Source organism: Plastoroseomonas hellenica (genome assembly GCF_018129085.1).
Classification (GTDB): domain Bacteria; phylum Pseudomonadota; class Alphaproteobacteria; order Acetobacterales; family Acetobacteraceae; genus Plastoroseomonas; species Plastoroseomonas hellenica.
This window is the reverse complement of record NZ_JAAGBB010000002.1, coordinates 161,060-182,646: the sequence shown is the minus strand read 5'-3', so window position 1 is coordinate 182,646 and position 21,587 is coordinate 161,060. Positions and strand designations below refer to the sequence as shown.

General features: G+C 70.6%; 19 protein-coding genes and 1 tRNA gene. 6 read left to right on the top strand and 14 right to left on the bottom strand.

Annotation, left to right across the window (positions count from 1 at the left end):
• The first annotated feature begins 118 nt into the window (after nucleotides 1-118).
• Genes GXW71_RS02490 through GXW71_RS02475 form a run of 4 tightly spaced genes read left to right on the top strand, consistent with a single transcriptional unit; the run spans nucleotide 119 to nucleotide 5,479 of the window.
• Entirely contained in the window at nucleotides 119-1,636 is a 1,518-nt protein-coding gene (locus GXW71_RS02490) for an ABC transporter substrate-binding protein (RefSeq protein ID WP_211850805.1), read from the top strand.
• Nucleotides 1,637-1,642: 6 nt separating this feature from the next.
• Nucleotides 1,643-2,602: an ABC transporter permease gene (locus GXW71_RS02485; protein ID WP_367615798.1), complete on the top strand. Its 960-nt coding sequence runs from the start codon at nucleotides 1,643-1,645 to the stop codon at nucleotides 2,600-2,602.
• The gene (locus GXW71_RS34655) at nucleotides 2,599-3,444 is read left to right on the top strand and encodes an ABC transporter permease (RefSeq protein ID WP_211850804.1); all 846 of its coding nucleotides are present in this window, start codon (nucleotides 2,599-2,601) and stop codon (nucleotides 3,442-3,444) included. Before GXW71_RS02485 ends, GXW71_RS34655 begins: the two co-directional genes overlap by 4 nt.
• Entirely contained in the window at nucleotides 3,437-5,479 is a 2,043-nt protein-coding gene (locus tag GXW71_RS02475) for a dipeptide ABC transporter ATP-binding protein (RefSeq protein ID WP_211850803.1), read from the top strand. The genes GXW71_RS34655 and GXW71_RS02475 overlap by 8 nt, the downstream gene beginning before the upstream one ends.
• 7 nt (nucleotides 5,480-5,486) lie before the next feature.
• Here the strand turns inward: GXW71_RS02475 and GXW71_RS02470 are convergent, their stop codons facing one another.
• The 6 genes from GXW71_RS02470 to GXW71_RS02445 form a co-directional block, all read right to left on the bottom strand.
• A complete protein-coding gene (locus tag GXW71_RS02470; RefSeq protein WP_211850802.1) occupies nucleotides 5,487-6,839 on the bottom strand; it encodes an LLM class flavin-dependent oxidoreductase in 1,353 nt (450 codons plus the stop codon).
• A gap of 235 nt (nucleotides 6,840-7,074) precedes the next feature.
• Nucleotides 7,075-8,058 (bottom strand): threonine/serine dehydratase, encoded by a 984-nt coding sequence (locus GXW71_RS02465; RefSeq protein WP_211850801.1) that lies wholly within the window; start codon nucleotides 8,056-8,058, stop codon nucleotides 7,075-7,077.
• Between the two features lie 10 nt (nucleotides 8,059-8,068).
• Entirely contained in the window at nucleotides 8,069-8,836 is a 768-nt protein-coding gene (locus GXW71_RS02460; RefSeq protein ID WP_211850800.1) for a DeoR/GlpR family DNA-binding transcription regulator, read from the bottom strand.
• A gap of 46 nt (nucleotides 8,837-8,882) precedes the next feature.
• Complete coding sequence (gene pdxA, locus GXW71_RS02455; protein ID WP_211850799.1) at nucleotides 8,883-9,893, bottom strand: 4-hydroxythreonine-4-phosphate dehydrogenase PdxA; 1,011 nt, start codon at nucleotides 9,891-9,893, stop codon at nucleotides 8,883-8,885.
• 9 nt (nucleotides 9,894-9,902) lie between these two features.
• The gene (locus GXW71_RS02450; protein ID WP_211850798.1) at nucleotides 9,903-11,150 is read right to left on the bottom strand and encodes a four-carbon acid sugar kinase family protein; all 1,248 of its coding nucleotides are present in this window, start codon (nucleotides 11,148-11,150) and stop codon (nucleotides 9,903-9,905) included.
• Nucleotides 11,151-11,161: 11 nt separating this feature from the next.
• Nucleotides 11,162-12,142 carry a 2-keto-3-deoxygluconate permease gene (locus tag GXW71_RS02445; protein ID WP_246526213.1) on the bottom strand — a complete coding sequence of 327 codons (981 nt, stop codon included), beginning with the start codon at nucleotides 12,140-12,142 and terminating at the stop codon, nucleotides 11,162-11,164.
• A 462-nt stretch (nucleotides 12,143-12,604) separates the two neighbouring features.
• On the opposite strand from GXW71_RS02445, the gene GXW71_RS02440 reads away from it, so the two are divergent.
• Nucleotides 12,605-13,726, top strand: coding sequence for an MFS transporter (locus tag GXW71_RS02440; RefSeq protein WP_211850797.1), 1,122 nt, complete (start codon nucleotides 12,605-12,607; stop codon nucleotides 13,724-13,726).
• A gap of 6 nt (nucleotides 13,727-13,732) precedes the next feature.
• Here GXW71_RS02440 and GXW71_RS02435 read toward each other — a convergent pair whose 3' ends face one another.
• The 4 genes from GXW71_RS02435 to GXW71_RS02420 form a co-directional block, all read right to left on the bottom strand.
• On the bottom strand, nucleotides 13,733-14,158 hold the full coding sequence (locus GXW71_RS02435; protein WP_281417249.1) for an NUDIX hydrolase: 426 nt from the start codon (nucleotides 14,156-14,158) through the stop codon (nucleotides 13,733-13,735).
• 278 nt (nucleotides 14,159-14,436) lie between these two features.
• Complete coding sequence (locus tag GXW71_RS02430; RefSeq protein ID WP_211850796.1) at nucleotides 14,437-15,291, bottom strand: sugar phosphate isomerase/epimerase family protein; 855 nt, start codon at nucleotides 15,289-15,291, stop codon at nucleotides 14,437-14,439.
• Between the two features lie 4 nt (nucleotides 15,292-15,295).
• Entirely contained in the window at nucleotides 15,296-16,645 is a 1,350-nt protein-coding gene (locus GXW71_RS02425; protein WP_211850795.1) for an MFS transporter, read from the bottom strand.
• A gap of 67 nt (nucleotides 16,646-16,712) precedes the next feature.
• Entirely contained in the window at nucleotides 16,713-17,582 is an 870-nt protein-coding gene (locus GXW71_RS02420; protein ID WP_211850794.1) for a phytanoyl-CoA dioxygenase family protein, read from the bottom strand.
• A gap of 156 nt (nucleotides 17,583-17,738) precedes the next feature.
• Between GXW71_RS02420 and GXW71_RS02415 the strand changes: the two genes are divergently transcribed.
• Entirely contained in the window at nucleotides 17,739-18,743 is a 1,005-nt protein-coding gene (locus GXW71_RS02415) for a LacI family DNA-binding transcriptional regulator (protein WP_211850793.1), read from the top strand.
• 29 nt (nucleotides 18,744-18,772) lie between these two features.
• Here GXW71_RS02415 and GXW71_RS02410 read toward each other — a convergent pair whose 3' ends face one another.
• The 4 genes from GXW71_RS02410 to GXW71_RS02395 all read right to left on the bottom strand — a co-directional run bounded on the left by GXW71_RS02410 (nucleotide 18,773) and on the right by GXW71_RS02395 (nucleotide 21,587).
• Entirely contained in the window at nucleotides 18,773-19,513 is a 741-nt protein-coding gene (locus tag GXW71_RS02410) for a DUF3592 domain-containing protein (RefSeq protein ID WP_211850792.1), read from the bottom strand.
• A gap of 143 nt (nucleotides 19,514-19,656) precedes the next feature.
• Nucleotides 19,657-19,733 (bottom strand) — tRNA-Met (locus GXW71_RS02405).
• Between the two features lie 67 nt (nucleotides 19,734-19,800).
• A complete protein-coding gene (mnmA, locus tag GXW71_RS02400; RefSeq protein WP_211850791.1) occupies nucleotides 19,801-20,889 on the bottom strand; it encodes a tRNA 2-thiouridine(34) synthase MnmA in 1,089 nt (362 codons plus the stop codon).
• Entirely contained in the window at nucleotides 20,886-21,587 is a 702-nt protein-coding gene (locus GXW71_RS02395) for a TenA family protein (protein WP_246526211.1), read from the bottom strand. Before GXW71_RS02395 ends, mnmA begins: the two co-directional genes overlap by 4 nt.

Sequence of the window (21,587 nt, the reverse complement as noted above, 5' to 3'; positions counted from 1 at the left end):
CCCCCGAATTCACGCAAGGTGGCCCATAAAATCCTCGATCCGCGCGCCCTGCATGCAGAGAGTCGCCCGCACCACTGCCCTGGCCGGCACGCGCCATCCGGATATGCGGAGATCCACGATGCCTCTCATGCGACGCGACATCCTCGCCCTTCCGGCTATCGTCGCGGCGGCCAGCCTGTCGCGGCCGGCCAGCGCCCAGGCCGGCGGCGGGGTGCTGCGCATCGTCGTGGGCAGCAACCTGCGCATGCTCGACGTCCATAAGACGACGACGGGCGAGGAGTACATCTACGATGTCCTGGTCTTCAACGGCCTGACCCGCATGCGCGAGGACATGCAGATCGAACCCGATCTGGCGGAGTCCTGGAGCTATTCCGAGGATCTGAAGACCTGGACCTTCCGCCTGCGGCGCGGCGTGAAGTTCCACGGTGGGCGGGAGATGGAGGCGGCCGACGTCATCGCGAATTTCCGCCGCATCATGGATCCCGAGACCGCCTCGGCCGCGCGCAGCAACTACGACATGATCGCCGGGATGGACGCGCCCGACGCCTATACCGTCGTGTTCAACCTCTCCTACCCCTATGGCGGCTTCGCCGACATCCTGTCGGACCGCCAGGCGAAGATCGTGCCGCGGGAGGCCTTCGGCACCCAGGCGACGCAACCGGTCGGCACCGGCCCCTTCATGTTCCGCAGCTACACCCCCGGCGACCGCATGCTGCTGGCGCGGAACCCGGATTACTTCGAGCCGGGCAAGCCGCGCCTCGATGGGATCGAGATCCGCATCATGCCGGAGATGGCGGTGCGTGTCGCGGCGCTGCAGGCAGGCGATGTCGACGTGGTCTGGGACCTCGGGCCTGAGAATGTCCGGGCGCTGCGCGACAACCGCGCGGTCAGGGTCGAGAGCATCGCCACCTCCACCTGGGATGGCGCGATCCTCAACAACCAGACCGGCCCCTTCAGCGACATCCGGGTGCGCCAGGCCCTGCACCTCGCGGTGCCCAAGGCCGATATCGTCGAGCTGGTGCTGTTCGGCGAAGGCGCGCCGACCTTGAGCCCGATCCCGCCCACCCACCCCTTCTTCGCCGGCGACGTGCCGATCCCGGCGCGCGCCGATGTCGCCGGCGCGCGCCGCCTGCTGGCCCAGGCCGGCCACGCCCGCGGCATCCGGGTGCCGATCGTGGTCCCGGTGGGCCGGCCGCTGCGTGAGCGGCTCGGCGTCGCCTTGCAGCAGCTCGGCCGTCCCGCCGGATTCGAGTTCGAAGTGCAGCGCGTGCCCTATGCGCGTTATTCCGCGGAGGTCTCCGGCAAGGCGCCGATCTATATCGACGGCTTCTTCGCCCGTCCCACCGTCGATACCGCGCTCTATCCCTTCCTGCATTCGCGCGGAAGCTGGAACACCCGCCTCTGGCACTATAACGAGCCGCGCGTGGACGCGGCGCTGGAAGCCGCGCGCCTGACCGGCGACGTGGCGCAGCAGCGTACCCACTACCAGGCGATGCAGCGCGTCCTGGCCGAGAACCCCGCGAGCTTCTTCGCCTATACGATGAACTTTGCCTGCGGCTATCGCACCACGGTGCGCGACATCGCCACGCATCCAATGCGGTGGTTCGACCTGCGCAACGCCGCCGTCGCGAGCTGAGGCTGCGTGACCGCCTATATCCTGCGGCGGATGCTCTCCGTCGTCGCCGTGGTCTGGGCGATGACGGTGCTGGTCTTCTGCATCGTGCACCTGCTGCCCGGCAGCGTCGCGCACATGATCCTCGGCGAATTCGCGACCGATGACGCGATCCGGCTGCTGGAGGCGCGGCTCGGCCTCAACGACCCGCTCGCCACGCAATACTGGCGCTGGTTCAGCGGCTTGCTGCGCGGCGATTTCGGCCTGTCGCTGACCATGGAGCGGCCGGCGGGGCCGATCATCCTCGAAGCGCTCGGGCGCTCGGCGATCCTGGCCGGGATCAGCATCGTGCTGGTGGCCACGATCGGCATCGCACTCGGCATCCATTCCGCCGTGAACAAGGGCTCGCCCAGCGACCATGCGCTGACCCTGGCCCAGTATTTCTTCATCGCGGTGCCGGAATTCTTCTGGTGCATCCTGGCGATCCTGCTCTTCGCGGCCTGGCTCGGTTGGCTGCCGGCGACCGGCTACACGCCGCTGGCCGAGGGCGGGCTGCTGGGCTGGGGACGGCATCTGGTGCTGCCGGTCGCAACGCTGGTGCTCGGCCTCATCGCGCATGTCTCGCGCATGGTGCGCTCCTCGATGCTGGAAGCGCTCGACAGCCAGTATGTGCTGGCGGCGCGCGCGAAGGGGCTGGCGGAGCGGATCGTGCTGTATCGCCACGCCCTGCCCAACGCGCTGCTGCCGGCGATCACCGTGCTCGCCGTCGATGTCGGCCTGCTGATCGGCGGCATCGTGGTGGTGGAGACGGTCTTCGCCTATCCCGGCCTCGGCCGCATGCTGGTCTACGCCATCGACAACCAGGACCTGCCGCTGATGATGGGCGGCATGATCGTGGTGACCTGCGTCTATGCGCTGGCCAACCTCGCCGCCGACATCCTCTACGCCGTGCTCAATCCGCGCATCCGCTATGGCGGGGCCGCGACGTGAGCGGCGTGGTGCTTGGGCGGCGGCATCTGCCGCGCACGCTGACCATCGGCAGCGTCGTGGTCCTCCTGATCGTCGTCCTGGCGGCGCTCGGGCCCTGGATCACGCCCTATGCGACGGACGCCTTCGCGGTGCGGGAGCGGCTGCAGGCGCCATCGGCCGCGCACTGGTTCGGCACCGACGAGTTCGGCCGCGACGTCTTCTCCCGCGTGCTCGCGGGCGCGCATTACTCCTTGCTGATGGGCTTCGGCGCCACCGGCATCAGCCTGCTCATCGGCGTGCCGCTCGGCATGCTGGCGGCTTTCCACCGCGGCTGGGTGGAGGAGCTCATCATGCGCGGCGTCGACCTCCTGATCTCGATCCCGCCGGTGCTGCTCGGGCTCCTGATCCTCGCGACCGCCGATCCCGGGCTGTTCAAGACCATCATCGCGGTCGGCGTCGTCTATGTGCCGATCATGACGCGCCTGGCCCGCGCCGTCTCGCTCAGCCTGCTGGCCGAGGATTTCGTCGATGCCGCGCGCGCCCGCGGCGACGGCGCGGTGCGCATCCTCTGGCGGGAGATCCTGCCCAATGCCTGGCCGCCGATCATCGTCGAGACCTCGCTCCGCATCACCTTCGCCATCCTGCTCGGCTCCGCCCTCTCCTTCCTCGGGCTCGGGCCGCAGCCACCGGCGAGCGAATGGGGGCTGATGATCGCGGAGAGCCGCCCCTTCATCGAGGAAGCGCCCTGGATCGGCCTCGCACCCGGCCTCTGCCTCTGCCTGCTGCTGGTCATGGTGAATATCGTTGGGGAAGGGTTGCGCGACCTGCTCGACCCCCGGCTGCAAGGGCGCGGACATGGCTGACGCGAAAACGCCGCTGCTCGAGATCCGCGACCTGTCGCTGCGCTACGCGACGGCACGCGGGAAGGTGCAGGCGCTGGACAAGGTCTCGCTCGCGCTGCCGCGCGGGCGCGCCATGGGGCTGGTGGGCGAGAGCGGCTCCGGCAAATCCTCCCTGGTGCTGGCGCTGCTCGGACTGCTCGGCAAAGGCGCGGAGCTCTCCAGCGCATTGGCGCAGTTCGACGGCCAGGATCTGCGCAAGACGGCGGCGGCGCTGCGCGGGCGGCGTATCGGCATGGTGTTCCAGGACCCGAGCGCCGTGCTGAACCCGACGCTCACCATCGGCTACCAGGTCGCCGAGCCGCTGATCCATCATCGCGGCCTCGCCGAGCGCGCGGCGCTGGCGCGCGCGGTCGCGCTGCTGAACGAGGTTGGCATCGCGCGCGCGGAAGCGGTGGCGCGGTCCTATCCGCACCAGCTCTCGGGCGGGATGAAGCAACGCGCGGTGATCGCGACCGCGCTCGCCTGCGAGCCGGAGCTGCTGCTGCTGGACGAGCCCACCACCGCGCTCGACGTGACGGTGGAGGCGCAGATCCTCGATCTGCTCGACGGTCTCAGGCGGACCCGCAATGTCGCGATGCTGCTGGTCAGCCATAATCTCGGCATCGTCGACCGGCTCTGCGACGACCTCACGGTGCTCTATGCCGGGCGCGTGGTGGAGCAGGGCCGCGCGTCGGAGATCCTGCAGACGCCGCGCCACCCCTACACCCGCGGGTTGCTGGCGGCGCTGCCACGGGCCGATCAGGGACGGCTCGCGCGGCTGACGCCGATCCCGGGCGGGCTGCCCGACCTCACCCGCCCCGACCCCGGCTGCAATTTCCGCGCCCGCTGCGCCTTCGCGGAGGAGGCCTGCACGGCACCGCAGGCGCTCGACGACAAGGCCGGGTGCCAGGTGCGCTGCCATCGCGCCGATGCCGTGGCCGCCGCGCCCCTGCCGCAACCGGAGCCGATGGCCGCAGCACGGAAGGAGGCCACCGGCGCGCCGCTGCTCATCGCCATGGAGATGTCGAAGAGCTTCCGCCTCGGCAGTGCCTTCTCCCTCACCTTCTCGGGCGGCCTGCCCCGGCTGCGCCGCGCGACCGAGGTGGTGGCGGTCGACGACGTCTCCCTCCATGTCGCGCGCGGGGAGGTGCTGGGGCTGGTCGGCGAATCCGGCTGCGGCAAGTCGACGCTCGGCCGGCTGGTGCTGCGCCTGCTGGAAGCGAATGCCGGCCGCCTCAGCCTCGATGGCCAAGTGGTGCCGGCGGTGCCGGGGGTCGAGTTCCGCAGGCGGGCCCAGATCGTGTTCCAGAACCCGGATTCCTCCCTCAACCCGCGCCAGCGGGTGCGGGAGGCGCTGCGCTGGCCGCTGATCCGCTTCGGCCTGGCTGATGGCGCCGAGGCCGACCGGGAGGTGGACCGGTTGCTGGAGCTGGTCCGCCTGCCCGCCTCCTATGGCAGCCGTTACCCGCACCAGATGTCGGGCGGCGAGAAGCAGCGCATCGGCATCGCCCGCGCGCTCGCCAGCCGGCCGGATTTCCTGGTCTGCGACGAGGCGGTCTCGGCGCTCGACGTCTCGGTGCAGGCGGCGGTGCTGAACCTGCTCTCCGACCTGCGGGAACGGCTGGGCCTCGCCTATCTCTTCATCTCGCACGACATCGGTGTGATCGCGCATGTCGCGACCCGCATCGCAGTGATGTATCGCGGCGCCATCGTGGAACAGGGCAGCGCCGCGCAGGTGCTGGCACCGCCCTACCACCCCTATACCGAGGCGCTGCTCTCCGCCGTGCCGCTGGTGGGTGCGAAGACCCGGGTCCGGGTGCGGCTGATGGGCGATGCCTCCACCGCGCCCTCGAGCACCGGCTGCCGCTTTGCGCCGCGCTGCCCGCACCGGATCGGCGCGATCTGCGACAGCCTGCCGCCGCCGGTGCGTACCAGCGCGCAGGGCCACCGCATCGCCTGCCACCTGCCCGTCGAGACACTCGCCGCCCTGCCACCCGCCTTGGGTCGGGCGGCCTGAATCACGATCAGTCGGCAGCCAGGCTCCGCGCCGGGAAGTAAGCGCTGGCCGGCTTGGCCAAGCCCATATGCTCGCGCAGCGTCGTACCCTCATACTCCGTCCGGAACACGCCACGGCGCTGCAGCTCCGGCACCACCAGGCCGACGAAGTCGCGCAGGCCGCGCGGCATGATCGGCATCGAGACCATGAAGCCGTCGCAGACCTTGCTCCGGTACCAATCCGCCATCTGGTCCGCGACCTCCGCCGGGCTGCCCTTGATCACCGGGCTGCCGAAGGCCGGCACCACCTGCTGGTAGGTCTGGCGGATCGAGAGCTTCTTCTCCCGCGCCATCCGGATGGTGAAGGTCCGGGTGCTGCTGCCGCCCACCACCGTCTCCGGGATCTCGTCCGGCAAGGGGCCATCGATCGGATAGCCGCTCAGGTCCCAGGTGACGATCTTCGAGAGGTAGTGGACGCCGAGCGTCGGCGAGATCAGCGCGTTCAGCTCCTCATAGAGTTCATCGGCCTCGGCGGAGGTCCGGCCGACGAAGATGCTGACGCCGGGGATGAATTTCAGCTCATCCGGATGCCGGCCATACTTCGCCATGCGCGCCTTGATGTTCGCATAGTCGGCCTGCATCGATTCCCGCGAATCCCCGGCGCCGAACATCGCGTCCGCGTGGCGTGCCGCGAGTTCCTTGCCGCGTTCCGACTGCCCGGCCATGAACACCACTGGCCTTCCCTGCGGCGAGCGCGTGACGTTGAGCGGCCCCTGCACCTGGAAATGCTTGCCCTGGTGGTTCAGCACATGCACGCGGTCCGGGTCGAGGAACTGCCCCGTCGCCTTGTCCTGCACGAAGGCATCATCCGCCCAACTGTCCCAGAGGCCCTTCACCACCTCGATGAATTCCTCGGCGCGCTCGTAGCGTTCCTCGCGGCTGACCGGCTCGCTGCGGTTGAAGTTCAGCGCATCGCCCGCATAGGAATTGGTTACCAGGTTCCACCCGGCGCGCCCCTTGCTGACATGGTCGAGCGAGGCGAAGCGGCGGGCGATGAAATAGGGCTGGTCGAAGCTCGCGGTCGCGGTCGAGACCACGCCGATGCGGCTGGTCGACATCGCCAGCGCGGTCAGCAGGATGACCGGGTCATAGACCGCGGGGCGCGCCACCGGCGAATTGGCGGCGAAGAGCGCCGGCTTGTCCATGTCCCTGACCGCATTGCCGTCGGCGAGGAACAGCCCGTCGAACTTGCCGCGCTCCGCGAGCTTGGCGGTCTCGATGTTGTAGTCGAGGTTCATCACCGGGTTGGCATAGGCCTCCGGATGGCGCCAGGCACCGAGATGCGCGCCCACCATGTTCGGAATGCTGAACAGGCTCATCATGTCCGTGTCTCCCGATCCCTGGCGCCACGGGTTCGGGCGCGGCGCGGCTCAGAGACCTTTTGGGAAAGGCTGCGGGTCGGTCTGGCGGGTCTTTTCCGCCCCTGGGGTGCCAGCTTCCTCGCCGATGCCACCAGCATCGGCTGCGTCAGCCAGCACCCCAGGGACGAAAAATCCCTCGCCATTCCTCCGCCGCCGCCTTCCCAAAAGGTCTCTCAGGGCCGGAGCCGAGCAAATTTCAGGCCGCGCGCGCGGCCCGCCGGGTCCGGGTGGGACGAACCGCCGCCAGGAAGGTGTCGAGGGCGATGTTCCGGCCGCAGAGCACGACCGCGACCCTGCGTCCCCGCCAGGCGGCGGCCGTCTTCACCAGCCCCGCCAGCGCGACCCCGGCGGCGCCTTCGACAATCCAGTGCTCCGCCGCGGCGAGCCGGCGCATGGCGTCCGCGATTTCGGCTTCGGTGACCGTCACCGTCTCGTGGATCACCGAGCGGCAGATCGGGAAGGTCACGGCCCCCGGCTCGACCGCGCCGGCGGTGCCGTCCGAAAGAGTCGGGCGCTCCTCCACATCGAGGATGCGGCCGGCCTCGATCGCCCGCAGCATGCAGGGCGAGTTCTCCGGCCAGACGCCGACGACGCGCGTCGCCGGCCGCAGCCCCCGGAGCGCCGTGCCGGTGCCGCCGATCAGCCCGCCGCCGCCGACCGCGACGAAGACCGCATCGAGGTCCGGGGCCTGCTCGGCGAGCTCCACGCCGAGCGTGCCCTGGCCCGCCACCACATCGAGGTCGTTGTAGGGCGAGATATAGGGCACGCCCTGCTCCCTCGCGTAGCGGCGCGCCCGCAGCTCCGCCGCGATCGGCGAGCCGTCGACCACGACCAGCTCCGCGCCGAGGGCCCGGATCGCCGCCATCTTCGGCCTGGCCGTCCCGGCCGCGACATGGACCAGGACCGGCACGCCGGCGAGCGCACCCGCATGCGCCACCGCCTGGCCGTGATTGCCGGTCGAGGCGGCGATCACGCCGGTGTGCCGCGCTTCCGTGCCGAGCAGGCGGAGCTTGTTGGTGGCGCCGCGCAGCTTGAAGGAGCCGGTCGGCTGCAGATGTTCGCATTTGAGCCGCAGGTCGCAGCCGAGCTCGGCCGAAAGTCCGGCGCTGTGCTCGAGCGGCGTCACCGGCACCTGCGGCCGGATCGCGGCATGGGCCTCCATGATCCTGTCGAACAGCATCGCCTTCTCCTCAGTCGGGAAGCTCCGGCACCGCCTGGATCACCCGCGCGCCCGCCTCGGTGAAAGGCGCGCAGCAGGCGGCACTCGCGTCGGTGATCAGCGTCCAGGCGGCAGGCAGGGGCGCCCAGCAGGGCTGGCCGGCCCGCCCAAGCTTCGATGCATCCGCGAGCACCACGGTCTCCGCCGCCTGCGCCATCATCAGGGATTTGAGCGAGACCTGCTCGAGCGTCGCCTCGCAAAGGCCGCGCCCGGCCACCACGCCATCGGCGCTGGCGAAGATGCGGTCGGCGGTCATGCGGCGCAGCGCCGCCTCCGCAAGCGGGCCGGTGGTGCCCATGCTGATCGGCCGCACCGCGCCGCCCAGCACGATAAGCTCGATCTCCGGCGCATCCGCCAGCAGCGGGATCAGCGTGAGGTTGTTGGTGATGATGCGATGGCGCCGCCCGCGCAGCCGCCGGCCGAAGGCCTGCACCGTCGAGCCGCCATCGAGGATCAGCGTCTCGCCGTCCCGCACCAGCGCGAGCGCCGCCTCGGCGATCGCGTCCTTGGCCTCGCGGTGCAGCCCTTCCCGCTTGCGCAGGCTCTGCTCCTCGGCGCCCGGGGCCAGGATCGCGCCGCCATAGGTGCGCGCGATGGCACGCCGCTCCGACAGGCGCTGCAGGTCGCGCCGGATGGTAGAGGCGGAGACGCCGAAGCGCTCGGCGAGGCGATCCACATCCGCTTCGCCGCCGGCGAGCGCATCCAGGATCTGGTCGCGGCGCGTCGTGCTCTGGCGCATGGTTGCCGCAGCCTAGACGATTGCCCTTCCGGGAGGAACCGCGGGATCAGCCCCGCTTGGGTGCGAGATCGACCGCCTGGCGCAGCGCCTCCACCAGGCTGCCTTCGTCGGCGATGCCCTTCCCCGCGATGTCGAAGGCCGTGCCGTGATCGACGGAGGTACGCACCACCGGCAGGCCGATGGTGATGTTCACCCCGGCCTCCAGCCCCATCACCTTCACCGGCCCATGGCCCTGGTCGTGATACATCGCGACCACCAGGTCGAAATCGCCGCGCGCTGCGCGGAAGAACAGCGTGTCAGCCGGCAACGGGCCATCGACCTTCCAGCCCTTCGCCCGGCAGGCGGCGACAGCGGGGATGATCTTCTCCTCCTCCTCGCCTTGGCCAAAGAGGCCGTTCTCGCCGGCATGCGGGTTGATGCCGCAGACGCCGATGCGCGGCTCCGCGATGCCGGATTTTTGCAGCGTGTCGCGGCCGCGCGCGATGACGCGCTCCACCAGCCCGGGCTCGATCTTCCGGATGGCGTCGATCAGGCCGATATGGGTGGTGACGTGGATGACGCGGAGCTTCGGCGCCACCAGCATCATCGACACTTCCGGCGTGCCGGTCAGATGCGCGAGCAGCTCGGTATGGCCGGGATATTTGTGGCCAGCGGCGTGCAGCGCCTCCTTGCTGAGCGGTGCGGTGCAGATCGCGTCCGCGGCGCCGGCCTGGACGAGCCGCGTCGCGCGCTCGATATAGCGGTAGGCGGCCTCGCCGGAGAGCGGGGAGAGCTGGCCGAAGGGATGGCCCGCCGGGATCAGGCCGAGATCGATGCAGTCGACCGTGCCCTGGCCATAGCGTGCGCCCTCCGGCCCGAGCAGCGCCGCGACCTCCAGCCCCGCCTTGGCGATCGCGCCGGCTTCGCGGAGCCGGATCGCATCGCCGATCACCAGCGGGCGACACATCGCGTAGACGTCAGCGCGGGCCAGCGCCTTCATGATGATCTCGGGGCCGATGCCGGAGGCGTCGCCCATGGTGATCGCGACGATCGGGCGGCTGTCAGTGGCCTCGGTCATGGTCTGTCCTCACCGTTCGAGAAGGGAATGCAGGCGGGCGAGGCTCCGCCCGATGGTCTCGGCATCGCCGAAGGCGCCGGCCTTGGTCATCACCGGGATGGCATGCGCGCCGAGCGTCACCCCGAGCGGCACGCCCGGCTCCAGCTCGTCCAGCAGCCGGATGCCATGCACGCCGAGATGGGTCAGCAGCGCGCAGGCGGTCTCGCCGCCGGTGACGAAGAGGCCGCGCGTGCGCGGGGCCGCCGGCGTCAGCAGCGCCGCGAGCCGCTCGGCGAGCGTGGCACCGCGCGACAGATCGGCCGCCGGATCGGCGGCGATCTCGACCAGCGCGGTCTGCCCGGCATCGAGGGCGGCGACGATGCCAGTCGCGGCGGCCTGCCACGCCGCATCCGCAGGCCCGGCCAGCAGGGTCGCCACCGGGACGCTGAAGGGCCGCGCGGCCCCCGTCGCCACGAGGCGGGAAGCGGCGGTGCGCGACGCCTCCGCGACGCTGCCGACCACGACCAGCATGCCACCTGCGCGGCGCGGCAGATCGAGCGCGGGTGCCGCGACTTCGGCCTTGGCGCCCGCGCCGGCCAGGGCGACGGCGATCCCGCCGGAGCCGGTCCAGAACACGCGCCCCGCCAATGGCAGGCTGGCCTCCGCGATCGCGGCCAGATCCTCCGGCGCGACGGCATCGCAGATCGCCGCGTCGATCCCCTCCGCCACTGCCGCGCGCAGCGCCTCGGAGAGGTCCTCCCGCCCGCGCCGCACCGCCCGCAGATCCAGGAGCCGGGTGCGGAGGCCCGCATCGCCCAGGATCCTGGCGAGGTCGGCATCCGGATAGCTGTGGTCGCGCGCCCAGAGCGGCGTCGCTTCCAGGGCCGCGCCGTTCAGCCGGACACGGCCGGCTTCGGTGGTGCGTCCGGTCGCCGGGAAGGCGGGCGCCACGATCGCCATGGCGCCACGGCCCTCAGCCTTCAGGAGCGCGATGGTCGCGGCCAGCTCCGCGGCCGGCTGGCCGCGGAGCGTCGAATCGATCTTCTTGATCAGCCCGACGCCCGGGCCGTGATGCGCTTCCAGCAGGGCGCGATGCCGCGCCGCCGCATCGGCCGGCGACAGCCGCCGGCTGTCGGCGTCGATGGCGCACACCGGATCCTCGCCGATGGCAGCATCGCTCCAGCCGACGGAGGCGGAGAGGCCGCGCCGCGCGAAGGCGATCGCGCAATCGGCGGCGCCGGTCAAGTCGTCGGCGAGGATCAGCCAGCGCGGCGACATCGGCGTGCGCCTCAATGCGCCGCGGGCGGCGGCGGTGCCTGCACGCCGACGCGGCGCGCCGTCCAGGCGGTCAGCGGCGGCACCAGCACCGTGGTCACGATGACAGCCGCGGCGACCAGAATGGTCGCATGCGCGGCCGCCTCGGCATAGGCCGGGTTGGCGGCGGCGACGATCGCCGGCACGGCCGCGGCGTTCCCCGCGGTGGAGGCGGCGGCGACGCCCGCAACGCCGGTGCCGCCGATCGCGCGGTCGGCGAGGAAGAGCGGGATGCCCGTGACCACCACCACGGCGAGGCCGAGGCCAAGGCCGAGCAGCCCCGCCTGCCAGACCTTGCCGAGATCGAGCCCGCTGCCCAGCGCGAAGGCGAAGAAGGGGATCATCACCGGGATGGCGCGGCTCAGGAAGTCCCGCATGTCGCGGTCGAGATTGCCGATCAGCATGCCGACCAGGAGCGGCAGGACGGAACCGACGAGTGTCGGCCAGGGGAAGGCCGAGAGACCGGCGACGCCGAGCGTGACCATGGTCAGGAAGGGGCCGGATTCCAGGGTCATGACGGTATAGGCGCCGACGTCGCGCGGCTCCCCGTATTGGCCCATCAGCGCCATGTAGAGGCCGCCATTGGTGTCATTCATCGCGGCGACGACGGCGAGCGTGGAGAGGCCGGTGAAGACGCCGGCGGTGACCGGCGCCTCGCCCAGGAACTGCCCGAAGACGACGCCGAGGATGACGGCGACGCCGATCTTCACGCCGAACAGCGTACCGCCCTTCTTCAGGATGTAGGGGGTCGCCTTGAAGTCGATGCTGGCGCCCATACAGACGTAGAACACCGCCAGGATCGTAAGGGCGCCGGAGCTGAACAGGGCGCCGGTGAAGGAGCCGAAGAATTTCGGGGTGTCCGGCGCGAAGGTCGCGATCAGCGCCCCGAGCGCCAGGGGCACGACCATCATGCCGCCAGGAACCCGCTCGATGGCGCGCTTAATCGGGATTTGCATGGGTCCTCCGCCGCCAATGCGCAATTCGCGCATTTCTGAATAAAATCTGCGCTAAATGCGCATGCCGCATCGCCTCATGATCCGCCCCGGCGGCGCTGTCAATATGCAGAGACGCCTTGGCACGGGGTCGAAGCAAGCGTGCCGGCAGGATGTCAGGGGAAGCTGCGCAGTTCGCGCAATCGGAGGCTGCCCCTCCCAGCGACCGCGGCGGCAATGCCACGCCGTCCGGACGCCACCCGGCGGGCGGATGCCTGACCGGCGGCGCGGATGGCCAGCAAGTCGCGTATTCGTCGCCGATCAATCAGCGCGTTATTTTACAATACCATGCCATTTCCATGACAGTGCCTTGACAGTCTGGCCATCAGGCGGGAGAGGCAGGGCGGCGACGCCCATGCCCATTCTTCGTTACATCGCTCTTATTACTCTTCACTCGCACGGGGCCAGCTTGCCAGGAATGCGCACGTGAGCGGGCCGACCGCCGCCGAGGCCGATCGGCATTCACGCTCCGCCGCCCTCACCCTCGCCCTGACCTTGCCGGGCGATACGGTGCTCTATCTGCTCCTGCCGCTGCATGCCGCCGAATTCGGCGTCACCCTGGCGGAGGCGGGGATCCTCCTGGCTGCGAACCGGCTGGTGCGAATCCTCGGCTACGGCCAGGTCGCCGGCCTCTACACACGGCGCGGACCGCGCACCGCCTGCTGCTTCGCCGCCATCGCCGCCGCCCTGGCGACGCTCGGCTATGCGACGCTCTCCGGTGTCTGGGCGCTGCTGATCGCACGGCTGCTCTGGGGGCTTGCCTTCGCCGCCATGAACATCGCGAACCAGGCCCTGCCCACGGCGCTGCCCGAGGGTGCGGCCCGGCGCAGCGGGCGGGCGCGATCGATCGTCGCGGTGGGGCCGATGGTCGGGCTGCTGGCCGGCGCGGCGCTGGCCGAGGTCGCGGGACCACGGCCGGTCTTCATGGTCCTCGGCGTGATCGCCCTCCTGGCGATCCCGGCGGCGCTGCGCCTGCCGAGCGAGCCCGAGGGCAAGCTGGCCTCCGGCCCGCGCTTCGCCCTGCCGGCGGCGCTCGATGTCTGGTCTTTCTGCTTCGGGCTGACGCTCGACGGGCTCTTCGTCATTGGCCTGTCCCTGCTCGCGGCCGAGGCCTTGCCGACCGGCGCGGGCCTCGCCGCCGGCGCCGCGCTGGCGCTGCGCTATGCCGCGGAGATCCTGCTCTCGCCGGCGGGCGGGGCGCTGGCGCATCGCGTCGGCGCGAAGCCGCTGCTGGTCGGGCTGTCGATCGCTGCCGCCGGAGGCCTGGCGCTGCTCGGCTGGGGCGGGCTGCTGCTCTGGCCGGCGGCGGTCGCGACCGTGCTGATCCGCGCGCTGCTGCAGCCCCTGCCCGGTCCCGTGGCGGCCGAGGAGAACCCAGGTCCCGCGCGGGTGCCGGCGCTCGCCCGCCAGGCGACCTGGCGCGACATCGGCGCCGGCACCGGGCCGTTGCTGGCCGGTGTGCTGCTGCCGCTGCTGCCAGCCCTGGTGCTGTGGGGCGGGGCCGCTGCGCTGCTCACGGGTGCCAGCCTTGCGCTGCGGCGGCGCTGATCCGGATCAAGCGGCCGATCGCGCGGCGAGCCGTTGCAGCAGATCCGCGAGGTCCTGCTCCTGGACGAGCTGGGCTGCCTCCGAAAGCCTGAACCACTGGCGCCGGCGCTGGTGGCGCTCCGGCCAATCCTCGAGCTCGCGCGCCACCCGCATGGTGAAGACCGCGACTTCGCAGGGCCTGGTCCGGTCCCCCGACAGGCGCTTCTCATACCCGTAGGCGCCGATCGGAACCGCGGCGACGGTGCCGACGAGGCCGGCCTCCTCGAAGGCTTCCTTCGCGGCCAGCTTGGAGCCGGTGAGGCCTTCCTCCGCCCAACCCTTGGGCAGCACCCATCGGCCGGTGTCCCGGCTGGTGACGAGCATGACCTCCAGATCCTTGCCCTTCCCCCGCAGGGGAAGTGCCGCGAATTGCCGCCCTCGCTGATCGCCCAAGTCCCGGCGCAGGTGCAAAGTGGTGTTACCTCCGTCCTATCAAAGTGGACCGGCAGTTCCCGATCGAATAGCCGCAGTCTATCACTTCGGCATGCAGGATTGCAGCCAGAACAGCGCTGGTCGATGCGACGTATCCCGGAGTTGTCGATGAAAAGCACCAAAGAGCAGCATTAGCCCGCTCTTGGTCGCTCAGGAACGGGCGAGGAGCCTGGGCGCCGAGCGCATCGCCGGATATTCCCGGCAAGTCCCCGAAGGCCCGGCTTGCGCCGGCCGGCGATTCACGTCAGCCGGCCGTCCTCCGCCTCGATCCGGCGCCACAGCTCCCGGACCGTGTCCTTCATCAGCAGCGCCTCCTGCCAACGGTCCGAAAGCTCGGCGCCGTCCGGCCCGGTGATCGCGTAGGGCGGCGGCCCGAGCTCGCAGAGGAAGGTCAGCACCGCGTCCGGCCCGGCCCGCCGGCGCCAGGACCGGATGGCATGGTCCCACCAGCCCATGAACAGGCCGACCCAGCCCTGGTGCTGCGGGAAGCGGAGCGAGACCTGGATCTGCTCCCGGCTGGCGATGCGGCCATGGATGCCCCAGGCATGGTCCAGGATGCGGTGGATCAGCGCGTGGTTGGCGTCGTCCACCGGCCAGGCGAATTCCCGGCCGAGCAAGTAGTGGGAGAGGTCGGCCGTCAGGCGCAGGTCCGGGAAACAGTCCAGCAGCCGCAACGTGAAGAACAGGTCCGTCGTCATGCGGTCGCGATGCGTTTCGACATGGACCGGAACCCCTGCCTGGTCAGCGAGGCGCCGCCAGCCTTCCAGGAAGGGGATGCATTCTTCCAGCCGGTGCGGCCGCACGTCCGGCTGAAGGTTGACGTGGTCGGCGCCAAGCCGGGCCACGAGGTCCAGCACCGGCTTCAGGTCATCGACCGTCCTTGGATAGCACTGCGCCTGCCAGGTCAGGCCGTGGTCGCGCAGGAAGCCGGTGGCCTCCGTCGCGAAACCCGGATCGACGAAGCGGACCCCCGCCCCGTCGAAGCCGGCATCGCGGATCATCGTGAGCTGCGTCAGCAGCGGCCATTCCGGCTGGTCCGCCAGCCGCCGCTCCATGGCCCAGAGCGATTGCAGGATGAGCAGCCGCTGCGCCATGCGATCAACTCCGCGCCGGGAGGGCGTTGGGCGCCTCGGCCGGGACGGTGTTGTCGGTCGTGATGCTCTCCTCATAGGTCTCCGGCCCGTACCAGACCGCTATCGCGGTGATGGCGGAGAGCAGCGCCGCGTAGCAGGCGACCGGCCACCAACTGCCCGATGCCCAGGCGACCAGCGCCGTCGCCAGGAACGGCGCGGGACCGCCGGCCAGCAGCGAGCCCAGCTCGCGGGCGAAGGCGAAGCCCGCGAAGCGCCGCTGCGGCGGGAACAGCTCCGCGAAATAGGCGGCCTGCGGGCCGAACATCGCCGCGGTGACGACCGCGCGGGCCAGGATGAAGGCCACTGCGATCCAGATCCATTCCCTGGTGCCGACCAGCCAGAAGAAGGGAAAGGCCAGCGCCACGCCGGCGAGCGCGCCGAACATGTAGACGGGACGCCGGCCGATGCGGTCCGACAGCGCCGCGAAGCCGAGGATCGTGAAGAGCTCGACCACGAAGGCCAGCATCAGGGCGCTGAGCGCATCCGCCCTCGGCACCCCGAGCGTGATGGTGACGTAGCTGAGCCCGAACACCGGGAAGAGGTAGCCGAGCCCGTTCTCCGCCATGCGGGCACCGAGCACGACCAGGAAGTTCCGCGGGTGCTTGCGAAGCGCCGACATCGCCGGGTTGCTCTCCACCTTGCCGCGCTCGATGACGGCCTGGGTGAACACCGGCGTCTCCGTCAGCTTCAGCCGCACATAGAGGCCGACCAGGATCAGCAGGAAGCTCGCCAGGAAGGGGATCCGCCAGCCCCAGGCCATCATCTCTTCCCGCGGCAGCATGGTGACGAGCGCAAAGGCGCCGGCCGCGAGCAGGTTGCCGACGGAAACGCCGAGTGGCGCGAAGCCGCCCCAGAAGCCGCGATGCTTGGCGGGCGCGTTCTCCACGAGGTAGATCACCGCGCCGCCGTATTCCGCGCCGGCGCCGAGCCCCTGCACGACGCGGAGCGCCACCAGCATCACCGGCGCCCAGTAGCCGGCGGTCGCATAGGTCGGCAGCACGCCGATCAGCGTGGTGCCGATGCCGATCATCAGCAGCGTGATGACCAGCACCGGCTTGCGGCCGTAGCGATCCCCCATAATGCCGAACAGGATGCCGCCGAGCGGGCGCACCACGAAGCCGACGCCGAAGGTCAGGAAGGCCAGCAGGGTGCCGACCAAGGGATCGCTGCGCGGGAAGAAGAGCTCGCCGAACACCAGGGCGGCGGCGGTGCCGAAGAGGAAGAAGTCGTACCATTCGAGCGCGGAGCCGATGCAGGCGGCCGCGATCACGCGGAGCGGCGCGCGTCCGGCGCTACCGGTTGCGGGACCAGTCATTCATTCCTCCCATTTCTTCGTTCTTGGTCGGGCCAGCCGCGCGTCGAGGCGCGGCTGGTTCGGGGTGTCAGGCGGCCTTGGTGAAGTAGGATTTCTTCGCTGCCGACTGGGTCTCGTAGATCGAACCCTGGCGGGCGGGCGGCGGCAGCGGGATCCGCACCGGAACCGCCGCCATGCGCGGCGCCACCACGGACGGGCCGGACAGCAGGCGGCTGTCGAATTCGTCGAAATCCTTCACGCCCATCAGCGGCCAGGCGTCGCTCGCCGCCACCTCATAGAGCAGCAGGTTGCGCGGGCGGTCGGAGGTGTTGAGCGCAGAGCCGTGCAGCGCCCGCACATGGTGGAAGGACATGCTGCCGGCAGGCCCCATGCAGGGCACGGCACGGTCGATCTCGGCGCGGATGAGGTCGGGGTCGATCAGCCCGGCGAAGCGGCCATCCTCCCCATGATGGCTCCAGAGCGGCCCGACATGGGTGCCGGGCGTCACCAGCATCGGCCCGTTGGAGAGATCCGTGTCGTCCAGCAGCACGCCGATCGCCAGCACGTCGTCATTGGTGTGCGGGTAGAAGGCCCAGTCCTGGTGCCATTCCACCGGCGAGCCGTAATGCGCCGACTTCATGTTGAGCTTGGAGCCGTGCAGCCGGAGGTCGGGCCCGATCAGCCGCCTGAGGATGGAGAGCACCGCCTCGCTGCGCACGATGTCGTCGAAGAGGCGGTGCACCCTGTGCGGCGTCTTGATCCGGCGCACGCGTGGGTTTTCCGGCGTGTGGCCGGGCTCCAGGTCGTAGACATCGGTGTGGGTGGTGGTCGCCGATGACGCGGCGACCAGCTCGGCCACCACTTGGCGCATCTGCGACAGGGTCTCCGATCCGAGCACCTCGGGCACGACGATCACGCCGTCCCGCTTATAGGCCCGCACTAGGTCATCCGAGATCATTCGCGTTCCTCCCTCTCCCCAGCCCGGAAACCCTGTTTCCGAGGCTCGCCGACAAATGATAGCGCTGTCATGATTGCGCTGTCATACGCCGGGCGCAAATGGAATCAGCGCCCTCCCCGGCCACTTGCCGCGAAAATGAACTAGGCTGGGCGTCCGATGCCGTCCGACCGCCGCCCCGAATCGCCGCGCCCCGCCGCGCCGACCCTGACCCAGGTGGCGGCGCTGGCCGGTGTCTCCCCCATCACGGTCAGCCGCGTCGTCCGCCTGCCGGGCCTCGTCAAACCCCACACCCGGAAACGGGTCGAGGCGGCGATGCAGGAGCTGGGCTACATCCCGAACCTGGTCGCGGGGTCACTCGCCAGCGCGCGCACCAATTCGGTCGCCGTCATCGTGCCGACCATCGCCAATTCCATCTTCGCCGACACCGTCCAGGGCCTGTCGGACGTGCTGGAGCCCTTGGGCTTCGCGGTCATCCTGGCGCAGTCGAACTACGATCCCGTGCGGGAGGACCGGCTGCTGATGGCGCTGCTCGCCCGGCGTCCGGAAGCGCTGATGCTGATCGGATCGCCGGCGACCGAGGCGGGGGCCGCGATGCTGCGGCGCGCCCGCATCCCGGTCGTCGAGATGTGGGACCTGCCGGCGGCGCCGATCGACGCGGTCGCCGGCTTCGACAACCATGCGGCGGGCGATGCCGTGGCGCGCCACCTGGCCGCGGCGGGCCGCCGCAGCCTCGCCTTCATCGGCGGCCCGGATTCGCGTGCCGGCCGGCGCTGGGACGGCTTCCGCGCAGCGGCGCTCGAACTCGGCCTCCCCGAGCCGCGACGCCTGTTCCTGGACCGGAGCGCCATGGCCGGTACCGGCGCCCTGCCCGACCTCGCGGGCGTCGATGGCGTCTTCGCGGCCAATGATGCGCTGGCGATCGGCCTGCTGGCAGCGCTCAGGGATGCCGGGCTGGCGCGGAGCGGGCCGGCCAGCGCACAGGACGTCGCCGTGGTCGGGCTTGGCGATCTGGAGATGGGCCAGCTCACCACGCCGCGGCTGAGCACCATCCGCGTACACGGCACGACGATCGGCCAGGCGGCCGCCCGGCTGGTGCTGGACCCGTCCGGGCCGCGCCGGGTCGATGTCGGGTTCGAGCTGATCCTCCGCGAGAGCGGCTGATCACCCGGCGCCGGAGGCGCGGCGCCGTTTCAGACGGCGGGCTCCTCCAGGAAGGACAGGTCCATCTGGTACTCCCCTTGCGGCTGCGCCGGGTCGAAGCGGACCTGTACCGCCCGCATGTTCTGCATCTGCGGCACCGGGTCGAAGGGCAGTGGCTCACTCTCGAACAGCCGCGATGCGCCGCTCCGCGGGTCCGTCCATCGCGCCTGCACCACCCAACGCGGCCCGGAGGGCGAGGAATCTCGCCGCAGCCCCGCCAAGGGCACTTCGACCCATGGCAGGCCGACGCCCTTCGACCTGCTGCCGAACAGCGCCCGCGTGCCGAAGCCGACGCCGGTGAACACCACGCCGAGCGCGCCCAGAATGAACGTCACCAGCCAGCTCGACAGAAAGCCGACCATCTGCGCCCGCTCCGGCCGCTGCGGGTCATAGCGAACGCGCACCACCTCCCCCACCGAGCAGCACGGCGGGTTGGAGGAGGTCCCCGACGGCACCCGCACCACCCAGCCATCGGGCAGGGTGAAGGTGAAGACGGCCGCATAAGTGGTGGAGACCCGCCCGTCCCGGTCGCGGCTGGTGCTGGGCCGCAATTCCACCACACGCCCATCCGTCTCCGCCGCCACGCCGCGGAAGCTGATCTCCGACCAGGCGGCGAAGCCCGCCCCGCCCAACAGCCCCAACCCGGTGAGGAGGAAGATCCAGGGCAGGATCCGCTCCATGCGTCCCGGGCGCCGCTCCGTGCTGCTGCCTTGATAGGCCCTCGTCGCCATGGCCGGTCCCTTGCGTGCCGCTTCCGTAACATCTTGCCTGTGCGGGCGCCGCGCCGGAAGGGGCTCGTCCATGCTGTCGGGACGCCTGACAGGCCGCTGAGGGTCCTGCTCGCCGTCACTTCGATATCGGGGATTGGGATCCATGGTAGCGGCGGGCGGACTTGAACCGCCGACCCCGGCATTATGAGTGCCGTGCTCTAACCAGCTGAGCTACACCGCCATGGAGGGCGCGGAGTAGAGCCCCGGCGCCCCTCCTGTCAATCGTATCAGGCGCTTTTTCGGAACCCTCAGGCCGCCCGCGCCAGCCGGGCCCTGAGGAAGCCGCCGCCGAGCACGCGGTCCCCATCATAGATCACCGCCGCCTGGCCGGGTGCGACGATGCCCGGCGCGTCGAGCGCGATCGCGATCTCGCCCGCCGCAGCGTCCCAGGCGATGGTCGCGGGCTGCGGCACTTCCCGCGCGCGCAGTTTTATCTGTGCGCGGACCGGTGCGGCGGGCGGCGTCACCAGCCAATTGGCCTCGCCGGCGCGGGCATCGGTCACCGGCAGCGCGGTGCGGGGTGCGACGGTGATGCGCCGGCGCGGCGCATCGACGGCGGCGACATAGAGCCGCTCTTCACCATCGGCGACCGCGATGCCGAGGCCGCGGCCCTGCCCCACCGTGTAGTGCGCGATGCCCTTGTGGGTGCCGCGCACCCGGCCCTCCGCATCGACGATCTCGCCGGGCGCCGCGGCATCCGGGCGGAGCTTCGCCACCACATCGGCATAGCTGCCCTGCGGCACGAAGCAGATGTCCTGGCTATCCGGCTTCTCCGCGACCCCAAGGCCGAGCCGCGCCGCGACGGCGCGCACCGCCGCCTTGTCCGGCATCTCGCCGAGCGGGAAACGCGTGAAGGCGAGCTGTTCGCGCGTCGTCGCAAAGAGGAAGTAGCTCTGGTCGCGCACCGGATCGGCGGCGCGCAGCAGCGCCGGCCCCTCCGGCGTGTCGATGCGGCGCGCGTAGTGACCGGTCGCCAGCGCCTCGCAGCCGAGATCGCGGGCGAGATCGACCAGGTCGGTGAACTTCACCGTCTGATTGCAGCGCACGCAAGGGATCGGCGTTTCGCCGCGCGCGTAGCTGTCGGCGAAGTCGCGCATCACCGCGTCGCGGAAGCGGTTCTCGCGATCCAGCACGTAATGCGCGATGCCGAGCCGGTCGGCGACGCGCCGCGCATCCAGGATATCCTGCCCCGCGCAGCAAGCGCCCTTGCGCGACGTCGCGGCGCCGTGGTCGTAGAGCTGCAAGGTCGCGCCGATCACCTCATGCCCGGCCTCGGCCATCAGCCCGGCGACCACCGAGCTGTCGACCCCGCCCGACATGGCGACAAGAATCCTCATCGCGCGACGTCCAGCCCCTGCTGCCAGAAGCGCTGCTCCAGCCGCGCGGCTTCCGCGAAATCCGCGGCCAGCCGCGCGAAACGTGCCTCGCCGCCATGGCTGTCGCCGAGCGCGTCGATCCGCTGCGCCGCGGCGCGCGCCATCGCCTGGTAGTCCGGGGATGAATAGGCCGCGATCCAGCTCTCATAGGCATTGCCGTCGCGAAGGCGCGCAGGGTCGGCCAGGATGCGCAGCGCCACCTCGCCATAGCCGACCGTGCAGGGGGCGAGCGCCACCTCCAGGTCGAGGATGTCGCCGGCGAGCCCGCGATCCAGCACCCAGCGCGTGTAGGAGACGGTCTCCGCCGTTTCCGGCGTCGCGATCACCGCGGCCTCGTCGAGGCCCCATTCCGCGCAGTACTGCAGATGGAGCTTCGTCTCGTCGAGGATCGCCAGCACCGCCTTCGCCTTGTCACGCATGGCGGCGAGGCTCTCGCCCTTCACCACCGCCAGCGCCTTGGCACGCGCGAAATGGATCAGGAACAGGTAGTCCTGGATCAGGTAATGGCGGAAGGCGGGCAGCGGCAGCATGCCGTCGGAGAGCCCGCGCACGAAAGGATGCCACGTATAGCCGCCCCAGGCCTCGCCGGCGGCGCCGCGCAGGCGCCGGAACAGGCCGCCCTCACGCCCAAAACTCCGCCAGTCGAGATCCATGGCCAT

What these genes read in the sequence shown, in the direction of transcription:
- GXW71_RS02490 (WP_211850805.1), top strand. Translation starts at nt 119, where the DNA reads ATGCCTCTCATGCGACGCGACATCCTCGCCCTTCCGGCTATCGTCGCG.
- GXW71_RS02475 (WP_211850803.1), top strand. Translation starts at nt 3,437, where the DNA reads ATGGCTGACGCGAAAACGCCGCTGCTCGAGATCCGCGACCTGTCGCTG.
- GXW71_RS02470 (WP_211850802.1), bottom strand. Translation starts at nt 6,839, where the DNA reads ATGATGAGCCTGTTCAGCATTCCGAACATGGTGGGCGCGCATCTCGGT.
- GXW71_RS02465 (WP_211850801.1), bottom strand. Translation starts at nt 8,058, where the DNA reads ATGCTGTTCGACAGGATCATGGAGGCCCATGCCGCGATCCGGCCGCAG.
- GXW71_RS02460 (WP_211850800.1), bottom strand. Translation starts at nt 8,836, where the DNA reads ATGCGCCAGAGCACGACGCGCCGCGACCAGATCCTGGATGCGCTCGCC.
- pdxA (WP_211850799.1), bottom strand. Translation starts at nt 9,893, where the DNA reads ATGACCGAGGCCACTGACAGCCGCCCGATCGTCGCGATCACCATGGGC.
- GXW71_RS02450 (WP_211850798.1), bottom strand. Translation starts at nt 11,150, where the DNA reads ATGTCGCCGCGCTGGCTGATCCTCGCCGACGACTTGACCGGCGCCGCC.
- GXW71_RS02445 (WP_246526213.1), bottom strand. Translation starts at nt 12,142, where the DNA reads ATGCAAATCCCGATTAAGCGCGCCATCGAGCGGGTTCCTGGCGGCATG.
- GXW71_RS02430 (WP_211850796.1), bottom strand. Translation starts at nt 15,291, where the DNA reads ATGGCGCAGCGGCTGCTCATCCTGCAATCGCTCTGGGCCATGGAGCGG.
- GXW71_RS02425 (WP_211850795.1), bottom strand. Translation starts at nt 16,645, where the DNA reads ATGACTGGTCCCGCAACCGGTAGCGCCGGACGCGCGCCGCTCCGCGTG.
- GXW71_RS02420 (WP_211850794.1), bottom strand. Translation starts at nt 17,582, where the DNA reads ATGATCTCGGATGACCTAGTGCGGGCCTATAAGCGGGACGGCGTGATC.
- GXW71_RS02415 (WP_211850793.1), top strand. Translation starts at nt 17,739, where the DNA reads ATGCCGTCCGACCGCCGCCCCGAATCGCCGCGCCCCGCCGCGCCGACC.
- GXW71_RS02410 (WP_211850792.1), bottom strand. Translation starts at nt 19,513, where the DNA reads ATGGCGACGAGGGCCTATCAAGGCAGCAGCACGGAGCGGCGCCCGGGA.
- mnmA (WP_211850791.1), bottom strand. Translation starts at nt 20,889, where the DNA reads ATGAGGATTCTTGTCGCCATGTCGGGCGGGGTCGACAGCTCGGTGGTC.
- GXW71_RS02395 (WP_246526211.1), bottom strand. Translation starts at nt 21,587, where the DNA reads ATGGCCATGGATCTCGACTGGCGGAGTTTTGGGCGTGAGGGCGGCCTG.